General features: G+C 61.8%; 17 protein-coding genes. 14 read left to right on the forward strand and 3 right to left on the reverse strand.

Going from position 1 to position 14,832, the window contains the following annotated elements; genetic code table 11:
• Complete coding sequence (locus M3P21_RS00115; RefSeq protein ID WP_249705821.1) at positions 1-1,224, reverse strand: MFS transporter; 1,224 nt, start codon at positions 1,222-1,224, stop codon at positions 1-3.
• A gap of 99 nt (positions 1,225-1,323) precedes the next feature.
• Here M3P21_RS00115 and M3P21_RS00120 point away from each other — a divergent pair, with 99 nt between their 5' ends.
• The 3 genes from M3P21_RS00120 to M3P21_RS00130 are packed head-to-tail and all read left to right on the forward strand — an operon-like array spanning position 1,324 to position 2,949.
• The gene (locus tag M3P21_RS00120) at positions 1,324-1,959 is read left to right on the forward strand and encodes a DNA-3-methyladenine glycosylase family protein (RefSeq protein ID WP_249705822.1); all 636 of its coding nucleotides are present in this window, start codon (positions 1,324-1,326) and stop codon (positions 1,957-1,959) included.
• Entirely contained in the window at positions 1,956-2,621 is a 666-nt protein-coding gene (locus M3P21_RS00125) for an alpha/beta hydrolase (protein WP_249705824.1), read from the forward strand. The genes M3P21_RS00120 and M3P21_RS00125 overlap by 4 nt, the downstream gene beginning before the upstream one ends.
• 25 nt (positions 2,622-2,646) lie before the next feature.
• Entirely contained in the window at positions 2,647-2,949 is a 303-nt protein-coding gene (locus tag M3P21_RS00130) for a putative quinol monooxygenase (RefSeq protein WP_249705826.1), read from the forward strand.
• A gap of 1 nt (position 2,950) precedes the next feature.
• Here M3P21_RS00130 and M3P21_RS00135 read toward each other — a convergent pair whose 3' ends face one another.
• The gene (locus M3P21_RS00135) at positions 2,951-3,388 is read right to left on the reverse strand and encodes a VOC family protein (protein WP_249705828.1); all 438 of its coding nucleotides are present in this window, start codon (positions 3,386-3,388) and stop codon (positions 2,951-2,953) included.
• Between the two features lie 11 nt (positions 3,389-3,399).
• Entirely contained in the window at positions 3,400-3,975 is a 576-nt protein-coding gene (locus M3P21_RS00140; RefSeq protein ID WP_249705829.1) for a pseudouridine synthase, read from the reverse strand.
• Between the two features lie 213 nt (positions 3,976-4,188).
• Here M3P21_RS00140 and M3P21_RS00145 point away from each other — a divergent pair, with 213 nt between their 5' ends.
• The 11 genes from M3P21_RS00145 (at position 4,189) to lpxA (ending at position 14,831) form a co-directional block, all read left to right on the forward strand.
• A complete protein-coding gene (locus tag M3P21_RS00145; protein WP_249705830.1) occupies positions 4,189-4,773 on the forward strand; it encodes an HNH endonuclease in 585 nt (194 codons plus the stop codon).
• Positions 4,774-5,600: 827 nt separating this feature from the next.
• Positions 5,601-6,164 carry a ribosome recycling factor gene (gene frr / locus M3P21_RS00150; protein ID WP_249705831.1) on the forward strand — a complete coding sequence of 188 codons (564 nt, stop codon included), beginning with the start codon at positions 5,601-5,603 and terminating at the stop codon, positions 6,162-6,164.
• A 12-nt stretch (positions 6,165-6,176) separates the two neighbouring features.
• Entirely contained in the window at positions 6,177-6,908 is a 732-nt protein-coding gene (uppS, locus tag M3P21_RS00155) for a polyprenyl diphosphate synthase (protein WP_249705832.1), read from the forward strand.
• Positions 6,905-7,687 carry a phosphatidate cytidylyltransferase gene (locus M3P21_RS00160; RefSeq protein WP_249705833.1) on the forward strand — a complete coding sequence of 261 codons (783 nt, stop codon included), beginning with the start codon at positions 6,905-6,907 and terminating at the stop codon, positions 7,685-7,687. The genes uppS and M3P21_RS00160 overlap by 4 nt, the downstream gene beginning before the upstream one ends.
• Complete coding sequence (gene dxr / locus M3P21_RS00165; RefSeq protein WP_249705834.1) at positions 7,687-8,859, forward strand: 1-deoxy-D-xylulose-5-phosphate reductoisomerase; 1,173 nt, start codon at positions 7,687-7,689, stop codon at positions 8,857-8,859. Before M3P21_RS00160 ends, dxr begins: the two co-directional genes overlap by 1 nt.
• A gap of 4 nt (positions 8,860-8,863) precedes the next feature.
• Positions 8,864-10,216, forward strand: a complete 1,353-nt coding sequence (gene rseP / locus M3P21_RS00170; RefSeq protein ID WP_249705835.1) for an RIP metalloprotease RseP — start codon at positions 8,864-8,866, stop codon at positions 10,214-10,216.
• Positions 10,217-10,303: 87 nt separating this feature from the next.
• The gene (locus M3P21_RS22510) at positions 10,304-10,429 is read left to right on the forward strand and encodes a hypothetical protein (protein WP_283780795.1); all 126 of its coding nucleotides are present in this window, start codon (positions 10,304-10,306) and stop codon (positions 10,427-10,429) included.
• Positions 10,430-10,558: 129 nt separating this feature from the next.
• A complete protein-coding gene (gene bamA / locus M3P21_RS00175) occupies positions 10,559-12,919 on the forward strand; it encodes an outer membrane protein assembly factor BamA (protein ID WP_249705836.1) in 2,361 nt (786 codons plus the stop codon).
• 6 nt (positions 12,920-12,925) lie between these two features.
• Positions 12,926-13,504, forward strand: a complete 579-nt coding sequence (locus tag M3P21_RS00180; RefSeq protein WP_249705838.1) for an OmpH/Skp family outer membrane protein — start codon at positions 12,926-12,928, stop codon at positions 13,502-13,504.
• 71 nt (positions 13,505-13,575) lie between these two features.
• On the forward strand, positions 13,576-14,049 hold the full coding sequence (gene fabZ, locus M3P21_RS00185) for a 3-hydroxyacyl-ACP dehydratase FabZ (protein WP_249705840.1): 474 nt from the start codon (positions 13,576-13,578) through the stop codon (positions 14,047-14,049).
• Positions 14,046-14,831 (forward strand): acyl-ACP--UDP-N-acetylglucosamine O-acyltransferase, encoded by a 786-nt coding sequence (gene lpxA, locus M3P21_RS00190; RefSeq protein ID WP_249705842.1) that lies wholly within the window; start codon positions 14,046-14,048, stop codon positions 14,829-14,831. The genes fabZ and lpxA overlap by 4 nt, the downstream gene beginning before the upstream one ends.
• Position 14,832 lies beyond the last annotated feature (1 nt).

The raw sequence follows: 14,832 nt of genomic DNA on the forward strand, positions 1-14,832 counted from the left end.
TCAGGCCAGTTCCTCTTTCGGGCGCAGCATCAGCCAGATCAAGGCGCCGCCCGCCAGCACCAGGAAAGGGGCCATGGCAAGGTTCACGGCGGTCCAGCCCTCGACCGGGTTGCCGCCCGAGCAATTCATCAACCCGCCCGAGGCGACCGAGGCAAAGGTCACGCCGCCAAAGACCAGCAGGTCGTTCAAGCCCTGCATCCGGCCTCGCTCGCTGGGCGTATGCGCGGCGGCCAGCATCGACGTCGCACCGATGAAGCCGAAGTTCCAGCCGACCCCCAGCAGGATCAGGGCGAGGAAGAAATTGTTCAGATCGACACCTTCCAGAGCGACAACACCTGCGGCGGCCAGTATGACCAGCCCCAGCGCCATGATCTTTTCGACCCCGAAACGCGCGATCAGATGGCCGGTGAAGAAGCTCGGGACAAACATGGCCAGCACATGCCAGGTGACCACATCCGCGGCGTCATGGGTGGTGTAGCCACAGCCCACAACCGCCAGCGGGGTCGAGGTCATCACCAGGTTCATCAAGGCATAGGACACCATGGCGCAAATCACCGCCACTGCGATACGGGGGGTTGTGATCAACTCCCACCTTGTGCGGCCTTTTGGGCTGTCCGCCGATGGCGGCGCCGGGCGCGGGATGTCGAGGAACAGAAACAGCAGCGAGCCGACAATATTAAGCGTGATCACGGCCACGTAAGTGCCGAGAAACGGAACCACATAGGCCGTGGCGGTCAGCTTCACCAGTTGCGGCCCGATGATGGCCGCCGCCAGCCCGCCCGCCATCACGTAGGAAATCGCCTTGGGCCGGAACGCGTCCGAGGCGGTATCGGCGGCGGCAAAGCGATAGAACCCATGCGCGCTCATGTAGATGCCGGTCAGGAAACTGCCCGCCAGAAAGACCGGAAACGAACTCAGATAAAGGCCATAGGCCCCCACCACACCACCCAGCGCGCCCATCAACGCGCCCAGCATGAACCCGGCGCGCCGGCCCCAGCGTTGCATGATCGCCGACATCGGCGTGGCCGCCAGCATCGAGCCTAGCACGATCATGGAAATCGGCAGGGTCGCCAGACAGACATTGCTGGCCAGCGATTGCCCGGCCAGCCCTCCGATCGTGAAGATCATCGGCATTTGCGCGCCCAGCACCGCTTGCGCCGCCACCAGCACCACGACATTGCGGCGGGCGGAGCGGTCATCCGGGGGGGCGATAGCATCACTCATGCCGCATGCGTAGCGCCGATTGTGCGGCGCGACAAGCGGTTGCAAGCGGGGGCGATCCGGTTACGGTGCCGCAAGGATGAACAACGTGGATGGTCAGGGATGGCGCACGGCGAACGGATCATCGAAACGCCCGATTGCGTGGTTGAAGGGGCCGACTGGCTGGCCCGCCAATGCCCGCGCATGTCTCATGCCATGACGCTGACCGGCCCGCTGCCCTTGCGCCGCAAGCCGGACGGGTTTGCGGAACTGCTCAGCGCCATCGTCAGCCAGCAGGTCAGCGTCGCCTCGGCCAATGCGATCTGGGGCCGGATGAAGGCGGCCGGGCTGACCGGGCCGCGCAAGATCCTCTGGGCCAACGATGACGATCTGCGCGCGGTGGGGCTCAGCCGCCAGAAAATCCGCTATGCCCGCGCGCTGGCCGAGGCGCGGATCGACTACACCGCTCTGCGCGACGCGCCGTCGGATGAGGTCATTGCAACGCTGGTCGAAGTGCCCGGCATCGGCGCCTGGACGGCCGAGATCTATGCCATGTTCTCGCTGGGTCGCGCTGATGTGTTTGCACCCGGTGATCTGGCATTACAAGAAGCGGCGAAGGTTCTTTATGACCTGCCCGAGCGCCCCAGCGAAAAGGCGCTGCGACAAATGGCCAAGGACTGGTCGCCCTGGCGGTCGGTTGCGGCCCGTGTGCTCTGGGCCTATTACCGCGTGGCCAAGGACAGGGAAGGTATCAGATGACGCGCGTTTTGAACTCCGGCCGCAAAGAGCCGCATTCGGGCACCACACGATCGGTTGTGGTGTTTCTGCACGGCTACGGCGCAAATGGCGCGGACCTGCTGGGGCTGGCCGATGTGCTGGGCGAACATCTGCCCGATACGCTGTTCGTGGCCCCCGACGCGCCCGAGCAGATCCCCGGCATGCCCGGCGGTTACCAGTGGTTTCCGATCCCGTGGATCGACGGATCATCCGAGGAAGAGGCCATGCGCGGCATGGCGGCAGCGGTCGAGGACCTGAACGCCTATCTCGACGCGCTGATGGTCGACGAGGATGTGCTGCCGGAACAGGTCGTGCTGTTCGGCTTCAGTCAGGGCACGATGATGAGCCTGCATGTTGCACCCCGGCGCGAAGATCCGGTGGCGGGCATCGTCGCCATCTCGGGCCGGTTGCTTAGCCCCGAGACGCTGGCCGATGATGTGGTCAGCCGCATGCCGGTGCTGCTGGTGCATGGCGATGCCGACGATGTGGTGCCGCCGCAATCGCTGCCCGAGGCCGCCGAGGCGCTGCAGGAAGCAGGCTTCAAAGAGGTCTACGCTCATGTGATGAAAGGCACCGGCCACGGTATCGCGCCCGACGGGCTGAGCGTGGCGCTGGCCTTCATGCGCGACAAGCTGAACCTTTGACCAGGGCGCAACAGGGAGGACAGACATGCTGATCGTGACCGGAGTGATCGAGATCGCGCCCGAAGGGGTCGAGGCTGCCAAGGTGGCAGCACGGGCCATGGTCGCCGAAACCATCAAGGAGGCGGGCGGTCTCACCTATGAGTTCAGCCAGGTGATCGGGTCCGAAACCCTGTTCCGGGTCTACGAGGAGTGGACGGATCAGGCCGCGCTCGAGGCGCATTTCGCCGTGCCCCATATGGCGGTTTTTCAACAGGCGCTGGGGCAGGTGGGCGTTGTTTCGCGCGATGTCTATCGTGTCGTGGGCGGCGAAAAGCAGCCCCTGCGCTAAGTCAGCCGGGGTCGCCCCACAACCAGTCTTCGGAAAATTCCACCGAGTTTCCGGCCGGATCGCGGACATAAAGCGATCTGGCCCCGTTGGGCCAGTCGAACTTCGTGTCGATCGTGACATTTGCTGCCGACAGTCGGGTCTGCATCTTCTCGATCGCGTCGCGGTCCATCGTGAAACACACATGTCCATGGCCGTGCGCGCCATGGGCGGGTACCGGCAGGCGGGGATTGTTGGGCGGCAGCACCGTCTGGTGCGGGTTGAAGATCAGCAGCACGGCTGGACCGACCCGGTAGAAGACATGGCGTTTGCCGATGCGCTGGATGCAGTCAAGTCCCAGCAACCTGCCATAAAACGCCTCGGCCAGGTCCAGATCCTCGGCATAAAGCGTGGCTTCGAGAATGGCAGAGGGTGCGGGGGCGGGGGGCAATCTGTCGGTCATGCCCGAGTATATCACCCGCGGCGGGGTCTGTCAGGCGGTGGCAGCGCCTCCCATCTGCCCGAGGCCAGCCCGTCCAGCGACCAGTCCCCGATCCGGCAGCGGATCAGCCGCAAGGTGGGGTGGCCCACCGCGGCGGTCATGCGCCGCACCTGCCGGTTGCGGCCTTCACGGAGGGTCAGTTCGATCCAGCTGTCGGGCACAGATTTGCGCACCCGGATTGGCGGCGACCGTTGCCAGAGACCTTCAGGCGTATCCATGAGACGCGCGCGGGCCGGGCGGGTCAGGCCGTCCTTTAACTCGACACCTTTTTGCAAGGCCGCAAGCGCTGCCTGATCCGGGATGCCCTCGACCTGGGCCCAATAGGTCTTGGCCATTTTGTGCTTCGGGTCCGCGATCCGCGCCTGCAGCCGCCCGTCATCGGTCAGCAGCATCAGCCCTTCGCTGTCGCGATCCAGTCGTCCGGCCGGATAAACTCCGGGCAGATCAATGAACGCGGACAGGGTCCGGCGTGGGCTGTCGTCGCTGCCTTTGTCGGTGAATTGCGACAGCACGTCGAAAGGTTTGTTGAAACGGATGAACCAGCTCATGGCCCTGTCCTAGCGGGCGCGGCTATTGTGGGCAAGCATGTGGATAACCGTCATGTCCCTGTTACGGTTGCCCGTTAGCAAGACGGCGATATGTTGTGGAAATTCAAGACTTGTCAGGACGGGACCACGATATATAGTTATATCAAAGGCAGGGGCGGGGCTCCCCGCTCTGATGTCACAAGAGGACAGAGCAGGGCGAGTGGAGAGTCAGGTATGGATGGCGATTTCAGGACCGAATTTGTCAGGGAGCCAGGCGCCCTGAAACAGCACCCGGCGCTGGTGCTGAATGCTGATTACAGGCCGCTCTCTTATTATCCTTTGTCGCTGTGGGCCTGGCAGGACGCCATCAAGGCCGCGTGGCTGGATCGGGTGGATATTGTCGCGGAATATGACGAGGTTGTCCGAAGTCCGTCGACGGAAATCAGGATACCCTCAGTCGTTGTTCTGAAAGACTATGTAAAACCTCAAAAGCGCGTGGCCTTCACGCGCTTTAATTTGTTTCTGAGGGACGGTTTCCACTGCCAGTATTGCGGCAGCAAGGGCGATCTGACCTTTGATCACGTGGTGCCCCGTGCGGCAGGCGGTGTCACTAGCTGGGAAAATGTGGTCGCAGCCTGTGCGCCCTGCAACCTGCGCAAAGGCTCGAAATCGCTGCGCCGCGCCGGGATGAGCCTGCGCAAACCCCCGCGTCGCCCACAAGCCGAGGAATTACGCAATACCGGTCGGAAATTTCCGCCCAACCACCTGCATGAAAGCTGGATCGATTTCCTCTACTGGGATACCGAACTGGACGCGTGAACCGCAGGCCTACCGGTCGCACCGGGGTGGCAGACACACATCCTTGAGCATATGGTCGTCCAATTGGTCGACATGGATGGTGCGGCGTTTTCTTGGCCGCCTTTCACTGAGATACCATCGTAGCACACGGGTTTTGATGTCGACCGAGTTCAGGCCTGTCTTCGGGGCCGCGATGGGGGGCATCCTCGCCGGCAGAGCTGCTCGATTTTTCACTGATCAACCCGGGCGATTCCTATTGGCGCAGTTGGCTGGAACAGGCGGGCTGTGACGCCGCGCCACTGGATCGACTCACAGGCGCCGCGATGGCCTCACAGACCGAGCCGGCACAGGCGGCGATGGCCGGGCACGGGATCGCGATGTTCTAACCGCGTTTCTTTACCCGGGACCTCAAGTCCGGCCGCCTGACCCAACCTTTCGAGCTGGTTGCGACAGACAGGATGGTGCATTGGTTGGTTTGGCCGGAAGCGAGCAGAGATCGCTGCAAGATCAGTAACTTCCGCCTCTGTATTGAAGCGGAAACCGTGCAAGGTGCCCAGAAAACCGGGAACGAACAGGTCCCTGTCGTTGGTGTCGAAACATAAACCACCCATGGACGGCCATGCTGGCTAGGCCTGTCACTTGATCAGCCATATAGCGGGCAGAAAACCTGTAACTGCTTGGTTGCGGGCCGCATCGGTCGGTGCCGGTAAGTTTGCCAATTGAAGTTTGGAAAGAGCGGCTGGTCGGCCTCGTCTTTGCTGCGAATGTGGGTCATGATTGCTATACATCCAGAAGCTGATGGCGTATGACCCGTCAAAACAGCACCTGAAGCAAGGGGAGTGGGCAGAATGTCTGAAGATTTCGAACTGGATACCGATGATCTGAAGCGTCGTATGGACGGCTCGATGGCCAATCTGCGAACTGAGTTTGCGTCGCTGCGCACCGGCCGGGCCTCGGCCTCGATGCTGGAGCCGGTGATGGTGGATGCCTATGGCTCGATGACGCCGATCAACCAGGTCGGCACCGTCAACGTGCCCGAGTCACGCATGGTGACGGTGAATGTCTGGGACAAATCGCTGGTCGGCAAGGTCGAAAAGGCCATTCGCGAAAGCGGGTTGGGCATCAACCCGCAGCTTAACGGCACGATCATCATGCTGCCGATCCCGGAACTGAACGAGGAACGCCGCCGTGAGCTGGGCAAGGTGGCTGGGCACTATGCCGAAAGCGCACGCGTGGCGATCCGCAATGTGCGACGCGACGGGATGGACCAGATCAAGAAAGCCAAGGCCGATGGCATGTCCGAGGATGACCAGAAATTCTGGGAAACCGAGGTGCAGGAACTGACCGACGAGATGATCAAGGCCGTCGATGCCGCATTGGAAAACAAACAAGCCGAAATCATGCAGGTATGAACGCGTCAGTCGATGCCCAAGGATCCTTTCTCTGAAATGACTGGCGGGCCACGCCACGTCGCGATCATCATGGATGGCAATGGCCGCTGGGCGCAGGCGCGCGGGCGACCGCGCCTCTTCGGGCATCATGCGGGCGCGCGCCGTGTGCGCGAAGTTGTCGAGGCTTGTCCCGATCTGGGCATCGAATATCTGACCATTTTCGCCTTTTCGACCGAGAACTGGAAGCGGACCCAAGTCGAAGTGGCGGGGCTGATGACCCTGTTTCGCCGTTACATCACCAAAGAGACCCGCGCGCTGTCCGAACGCGGCGTTTGCGTGCGGTTCATCGGCGACCGGGTCCGGCTGGACAACAAGCTGGTCACGCTGATGGACACGCTTGAGGAAAAGACGCGCGACAATGCACGGGTGAACCTGACCATCGCGCTGAACTATGGTGGTCGCGACGAGGTGGCGCGCGCCACAAAGCGGTTGGCACAGGATGTGGCGCAAGGAAAGCTGAACCCCGACGACGTGGATGAAGAAACCCTGCCACGCTATCTTGATACCTGCGTGTTGCCGGACCCTGATCTGGTCATCCGTACCAGCGGCGAGGCGCGGATCTCGAATTTCCTGCTCTGGCAATCGGCCTATGCGGAGTATGAATTCATTGACACGCTGTGGCCGGACTTCACGGCCGATGAGTTGGGGCGCCTGTGTCGGAGCTATGGTGCCCGGGACCGACGCTTTGGTGCGGTACGCGCATGAGCGAGGGTAAATGGTCCGATCTGGCGGCGCGGGTCGCGTCGACGGTTGTTCTGGTCGCGATCGCCGCGATCGAACTTTGGCTGGGTGGCTTGTGGTTCGAAAGTTTCATCGCCGCAGCCTGTGGCGTGATGATCTGGGAACTTGTGCGGATCATCGCCCCCGAGAAGCGTAGCGAAGCGGTTCATCTGGGCATCCTGACCGGGCTGGCGGTGCTGATCAGCTATCACGCCCCGGTGATTTTCCGATTGCCGATCCTTCTGGCACCGGTGCTTGTGGGCGTCGGGCAGGTCAAGGCGCGGCGCGGGCTTTATGCTCTGTTTGCGCTGTGGATCAGCGCGGCGGGGCTGGGCTTTATCTCGATCCGGCTGAACATGGGCTTTGGCTGGATGCTGTGGCTGGTCGGTGTTGTGGTGGCCACCGATGTGGCCGGGTATTTCGTGGGAAAATCCATCGGCGGGCGCAAGTTCTGGCCGCGTGTGAGCCCAAAAAAGACCTGGTCGGGCATTGTCGGCGGCTGGATTGCAGCGGCGCTGGTCGGTGCGGTTGTTGCCATGCAGGTCGGGTTTGGTGTGCCGTTTGTGCTGGTCTCAGTGCTGGCGTCGATGGCCAGCCAGGCGGGCGACATGGCCGAAAGCGCGCTCAAGCGGAAGTGTAACGTCAAGGACAGTTCGAGCCTGATCCCCGGCCATGGCGGATTTCTCGACCGGTTCGACGGCATGATGGGGGCGGCGCTCTTTGTGTTGATCGCGGGGCTGATCTATGCGCCGGGGCCGATGTAATGCGGCGGGTATCCATTCTGGGGGCCACCGGTTCGATCGGGCAGAACACCGTTGACCTGATTGCCCGAAACCCTGACCGGTTCCAGGTGGTGGCCCTGACCGGTGGCGCCAATATCGACCAGCTGGCGGCGGATGCGCGTGCGTTGAAGGCGCAACTGGCCGTCACCGCCCATGCAGGGCATTACCAGGCCTTGCGCGCGGCGCTCTCGGGGACCGGAATCGAGGCCGCCGCCGGGCCAGAGGCGCTGATCGAAGCGGGCGCGCGGCCCGCCGATTGGGTGATGTCCGCGATTGTCGGCGCTGCCGGGCTGGCACCGGGATTGCGGGCGCTGGAACAGGGCGCAACGCTGGCGCTGGCCAACAAGGAATCGCTGGTCTGTGCCGGGCGGCTGGTGCTGGACACCGCGCAGCGTCACGCGGCGCGGCTTTTGCCGGTCGATAGTGAACATTCGGCGGTGTTCCAGGCTCTGATCGGCGAGGATATTTCGGCGGTGGAGCGTATCGTGATCACCGCCAGCGGCGGCGCGTTCCGCGACTGGCCGCTGGAGGCGCTGAAAGAAGCGACACTGGAACAGGCCTCGTCCCATCCCAATTGGGCGATGGGGCAGCGGATCACCATCGACAGCGCTTCCATGTTTAACAAGGCACTGGAAGTTATCGAAACCAAAGAATATTTCGGCATATCGCCAGAGCAGATCGAAGTGATCGTTCACCCGGAATCGATCATCCATGCGATGGTCGGGTTCCGCGACGGGGCGCTGATGGCGCATCTGGGCGCACCCGATATGCGCCATGCGATCGGTTATGCTCTGAACTGGCCCGACCGGCGGCACCTGCCGGTGGCGCGACTGGATCTGGCGCAACTGGCGCAGTTGAATTTCCGCGCGCCTGACGCTGCGCGCTATCCGGCGCTGGCACTGGCGCGGCAGGTGATGCGGCGCGGCGGGTTGTCGGGGGCGGTGTTCAACGCCGCCAAGGAAAGGGCGCTGGATCACTTCATCGCGGGACGCATCGGTTTTCTTGAAATGGCGGCGACGGTCGAGGCGGTGCTCGACCGGTTTGAGACCGATCCGGGACTTATTGACGCCCCAATGACACTTGATAACGTGACGCAAACGGACCATCTCGCACGTATCCGGGCGGATGAAACCATCGGCGCAAGAGCAGGGTAGACATTTGGACATTCTAGGGATGATCCCGCAGTTCGGCGGACTTCTGTACACCATCATTGCCTTTGTGGTGGCGCTTTCGGTGATCGTTGCGGTCCACGAATACGGCCATTACATCGTCGGGCGCTGGTCCGGCATTCACGCCGAGGTGTTCTCGCTGGGCTTTGGTCCCGTCTTGTGGAGCCGGGTCGACCGCCACGGCACCCGTTGGCAATTCGCGCTGCTGCCCTTTGGTGGCTATGTAAAGTTTCTGGGTGACGCCAATGCGGCCTCGGGCAAAGATGGCGCGGCGATGGACGCCCTCGAAGAGGACAACCCGCAGGCCCTGCGCGCTTCGATGCATGGCGCGCCGCTTTGGGCGCGGACCGCGACGGTGGCTGCGGGGCCTGTGTTCAACTTCATCCTGTCGATCATCGTTTTCGGCGCGATCTTCATGTTTCGCGGCGTGGCCAGCGACCCGCTGACTGTGGGCGCGGTCGAGCCGCTGCCCAATGTGGTCGAGGAATTGCAGGTCGGCGATCGGATCACAGCGATCGACGGAGCCGTGGTGCCCGATATCGGCGACACCAATGCCTGGGGCGATTTCATTGATGATCTGCAGCCCAAACCGGTGCTTGAATATGCGGTCGTTCGCGACGGGCAGGACGTGGTGGTGCAAGGCCCGTGGCTGTTTCCGCCACTGGTCAATGCGGTGGCGCCGCGCAGTGCCGCAATGGATATCGACCTGAAACCCGGTGATGTGATCACCGGCATTGACGGCGCGTCGATCTTTGCCTTTTCCGAGTTGAAAGAGGCGGTCGAAGGATCAGACGGCAAGGGGCTGCTGCTGGATGTCTGGCGCGATGGCGAGATGCTGGAGTTCGCGCTGGTGCCCCGCCGCACCGACGAACCGCAGCCTGATGGCGGCTTTGTCACCCATTGGCGGATCGGCATCGTTGGCGGCATGGCGCTGGAACCCGCGACCGAGCGGGCAGGACCGGTGCACGCCCTGACCGAGGGGACCGAACAGACATGGCGGATCATCCGCGGTTCGGTTTCCGGCCTGTGGCACATGATCACCGGTGCGATCAGCACCTGCAATATTTCGGGCCCGATCGGCATCGCCGAGACCTCGGGCGCCATGGCAAGCCAAGGCGCTCAGAGCTTCATCTGGTTCATTGCGGTGCTGTCAGCGGCTGTAGGGTTGATGAACCTGTTCCCGATCCCGGCACTGGATGGCGGCCATCTGGTCTTTTACGCCTATGAGGCGGTGGTCGGCAAACCACCCAGCGATCTGGCGCTTCGGGTGCTGATGACGGCGGGCATTTCCCTCATTCTCGGCTTGATGGTCTTTGCGTTCAGCAACGACCTGTTCTGCTGAGTTCCTCCCTCTTCTTGCCGCAGGTCTGCCCCAGTCTCGCCATATTCCGACGTTAATTTATAGCCATTCATTCATTGGGGGTTTGCCATGCAGACACTTCAGCATTCCTATCGCGGCCTGAGCCTTCTTTTTGAGCTGAACTGGGACCGTCTTCTGTTTCTGGGCGCGCTTGGGGCGGGTCTTGCCATGGGCGCATATCTCAACAGTTTCTGATTCTCAGCGACCAATAATCCAAAAAGGCACGCAAACCGAAAGGTTGCGTGCCTTTGGTGTTTTGACAACGCGCTTCAATCCCGCTACTGAAAAGCAAAAATAGCGGTTTGAAATCGGGTAGTACATAAAATGAAGACTGGCACGGGGACGGGTACATCCTGCGGCGGAGTGTGGGGCGGCAGCAATATATTGTGGCGCGCACTGGCGGCGATTTTCTTTTTGACGACAACGGCTTTTGCAACCCTGCCTGACATGGCGGCGGCACAAAGTTACGTGTTCAATTCGGTCCAGGTCGAGGGCAACGAACGGATCGAAACCTCGACCATCATCACCCGCACGGGAATCGAACGTGGCAAGGAAGTGAGCGCGGGCCAGCTTAACGACGCTGTGCAACGGGTTCTTGACAGTGGCGTATTTGAAACAGTCGAGATGATCCCGCGCGGCAGCACCCTGATCGTGAAGGTCGCGGAGTATCCGACGATCAATCAGATCAGCTTTGAAGGCAACAAGCGGGTCAAGAACGAGGTGCTGACCGAGGTCGTGTCCTCGGAATCCCGCCGCATCTACACGCCCGAGCAGGCCGAACGGGACGCTGTCGCGATCTCGGATGTTTATTCCGCGCAGGGGCGTGTTGCCGCAACGGTCGTGCCGCGCATCATTCGCCGCAGCGACAACCGGGTCGATCTGGTTTTCGAGATCGCCGAAGGCGACACGATCGAGGTTGAGCGGATCAGCTTTGTCGGCAACCGCAATTATTCCGACCGCCGCCTGCGCCGCGTGCTGGAAACCAAACAAGCCGGGTTGCTGCGGACTTTCATTCGGGCTGACACGTTCATCGCCGACCGTATCGAGTTCGACAAACAGGTGTTGCGCGACTTCTACCTGTCGCGCGGCTATGTCGATTTCCGCGTGAACAGTTCCAACGTGGAATTCACCCGCGAACGCGATGCGTTCTTCCTTGTTCTCAACATTACCGAAGGCCAGCAATTCTCGTTTGGTCAGGTCACCGTGTCCAGCGAGATTGCCGGCCTCGATCCCGCGCCCTACCTGGATGCGATCAAGGTGCGCCCCGGCGTGGTTTATTCCCCGTCGCTGGTGGACAATGAAATCGCGCGCCTTGAAAAGCTGGGCCTGCGCAATGGCGTGGATTTCCTGCGGGTCGAACCCCGGATCACCCGCAATGACCGCGACCTGAGTCTGAACGTCGATTTCGCGCTGGTGCGCGGGCCACGCATCTTTGTCGAGCGGATCGATATCGAGGGCAACACCACAACCCTGGACCGGGTGATCCGCAACCAGTTCCGGACGGTCGAGGGCGACCCGTTCAACCCGCGTGAAATCCGCGAGAGCGCGGAACGTATCCGTGCCCTGGGCTTTTTTGCCAATTCCGACGTGGAAACCCGCGAAGGCTCCACCCCGGACCGGGTTATTGTCGATGTGGATGTCGAAGAGCAGCCGACCGGCTCGCTCAATCTCGGTGGTAACTATTCGGCGGCAGACGGGTTTGGTCTGGCGGTTGGTCTGACCGAAAACAACTTCCTCGGCCGGGGACAGCGGGTTTCGCTGAGCCTTTCAACGGCGCAGGAATCAGAACGCTACACGTTCGGATTTTCCGAGCCCAACCTTCTGGGTCGTAACCTGCGCGGAGATCTGGATCTTGGCTATGCCGCGCGCGATTCGAGCTTTTCGAACTACGACACCAGACGTGTTTTCTTCACGCCCGGCGTGACATTTCCGATTGGTGAACTGTCGTCGATGCAGTTGCGCTATGACTGGGGCCAGAGCGAAATGCGCAATCGTGGGTCTCAGCCGGTAGGGGCGGTCATCGCCTCGGAAATCGCCGAGGGCAAGCGGACCGCCAGCGGGCTGGGGGTGAGCTATGTCTATGACAGCCGCCGCAGCGGGCTTGATCCGACGGCTGGTGTTCTGTTCCGGGCCGATGTGGACACGGCGGGGCTTGGCGGCGACGACAAATATGTCAAAGCGAGAATCAGCAGCACCGCACAACGCCTCGTCCTGAGTGAAGAGGTAACCCTGAAAGCAACGGTCGAACTTGGTGCGTTTCACTGGCTTGGCAATGGCAACAGCCGCACGATCGACCGTTACCTGCTGGGGCCGCGCACCTTCCGCGGGTTCGAGCCCGCGGGTATCGGCCCCCGCGATCTGTCCAACGGTGTGGATGACGCCATCGGCGGCAACTATTACGCGGTTGCCCGGCTCGAGGCCGATTTCCCCGTGGGCCTGCCCGAGGAATACGGGATCCGCGGCGGGTTGTTCTATGATCTTGGTAACCTGTGGAACATTGATGATGTGAATACCGACGGCGCCTCCATTGTGGGGGCCGACGGATCGCTCCGGCAGGTGATCGGTTTCTCTGTTCTCTGGACCACCCCCTTTGGTCCGCTGCGGTTCAACTTCTCGAACGCCTTGCAGAAAGAAAGCTTCGACAAAGCGCAGAATTTCGACGTGACCCTGCAGGCGCGGTTCTGACCCCGGATGGCGCTTGGGCGTAGATCCGGTCCGGGGACCGCGCTGGCAATGGCGGTGGCGCTGCTTTTCGGGGTGCCACCGGCGGCGGCGCAGGATACGGGCCTGCCCACCGGCCAGATCCTGACTGTTTCCGCCGACCGGCTTTTTGCCGAATCCGATTTCGGTCAGCGGGTGCTCAGCGAGCTGGAGGCGGAGGGTATCGTCCTTTCCGCCGAGAACGAGCGCATCATCGCTGAATTGAGTCGCGAGGAAGAGGCGCTGACCGAGCGCCGCGCCACGACCGACCCGCAGGCCTTTCGCGCGCTGGCCGATGCCTTTGACAGAAAGGTGGAAGAACACCGCGCCAACCAGAAGGCCAAGCTTGATGCGCTGACGCTGAACCGCGAAAAGGCGCGCGCGGTGTTTTTCGAGGCGATCCGCCCGGTGCTGGAAACGTTGATGCGAGATACCGGCGCAGGCGTCATTCTGGAACGCTCTGACGTTTTCCTCAGCGCAAATGCCACCGATATCACCGCCAATGCCATCGCCCGGATCAACGAGGCGATTGGCGATGGGGCGGGTCTGGAAACCCAGATCGAGCGCTAGCTCGCTTGCTCAAACGGGCGTCTGTTGCTAGTGACGCCCCCAACAAGAATGAACCACGGGATGACCGCGCAATGACATCAGAGACCAAAAGCGCCGATATTCAGCTGATCCAGCGTATTCTGCCGCACCGCTATCCCTTTCTTCTGGTCGACAAGGTGGTGGATATTGATGGCTATGCCTCGTCGCGCGGAATCAAGAACGTCACCATGAACGAGCCGCATTTCCAGGGCCATTTCCCGGGCACTCCGATCATGCCGGGCGTGACGATCATCGAGGCGATGGCACAGACGGCGGGCGTGATGCTGGGCGTCGGGTTTGATGTGATCGATACCGAATTGCTGATCTATTTCATGTCCATCGACAAGTGCAAGTTCCGCCGCAAGGTGGTGCCCGGGGACGTGATGGAGATGCATGTCAAAACCGTGCGTGGCAAGAAGGGCGGCAAGATTTTCAAGTTCAGTGGTTTGGCCACGGTCGACGGGGAAGTGGCGGCGCAAGCCGAGTTTTCAGCCTATGTCGATTGGGACATGGAAAAGACGACATGAGCGGCATCCACCCCAGCGCCATAATCGAAGAGGGTGCGCAGATCGGCCAGGACTGCGTCATCGGTCCGTTCTGTGTGGTCGGGTCGCAGGTGAAACTTGGCGACCGGGTCGAGCTCAAATCGCATGTGGTGGTGACCGGTGACACCGGGATCGGCGACGATACGGTGATCTTCAATTTCTCGGTGATCGGAGAGATCCCGCAGGATCTGAAATTCGGCGGAGAAAACACCTCGCTGGTGATCGGCAAGCGCAACCGTATCCGGGAACATGTGACAATCAATACCGGCACCGAAGGCGGCGGCGGGGTGACGAGGATCGGCGACGACTGCCTGTTCATGGCCGGCGTGCATGTGGCGCATGATGTGCAGATCGGCAATCGGGTCATCATGGTGAACCATGCCGGCGCGGCCGGGCATTGCGTGATCGAGGATGACGTGATCGTCGGCGGCATTTCCGGGTTGCATCAATGGGTGCGGGTCGGGCGCGGCGCCATCATCGGCGCGCTGACCATGGTGCCCAATGACGTGATCCCCTACGGCCTGGTACAGGCGCAGCGCGGGCGGCTTGACGGATTGAATCTGGTGGGGCTCAAGCGGCGCGGTTTGTCGCGGGCCGACATCTCGGCCCTGCGCGCGGCGTTCAAGGAACTGTCCGAAGGGGACGGCACCTTTCAGGATCGCGCAAAGCGCCTGGGCGAAAGCAGCGACAGCGACTATGTTCAGCAGATCGTCGAATTCGTGACCGGGCAGAGCGACCGGTCCTTCCTCACCCCGGAGCGCTGAG

Source organism: Ruegeria spongiae (assembly GCF_023502395.1).
In the GTDB taxonomy this organism is placed as follows: Bacteria; Pseudomonadota; Alphaproteobacteria; order Rhodobacterales; family Rhodobacteraceae; genus Ruegeria_C; species Ruegeria_C spongiae.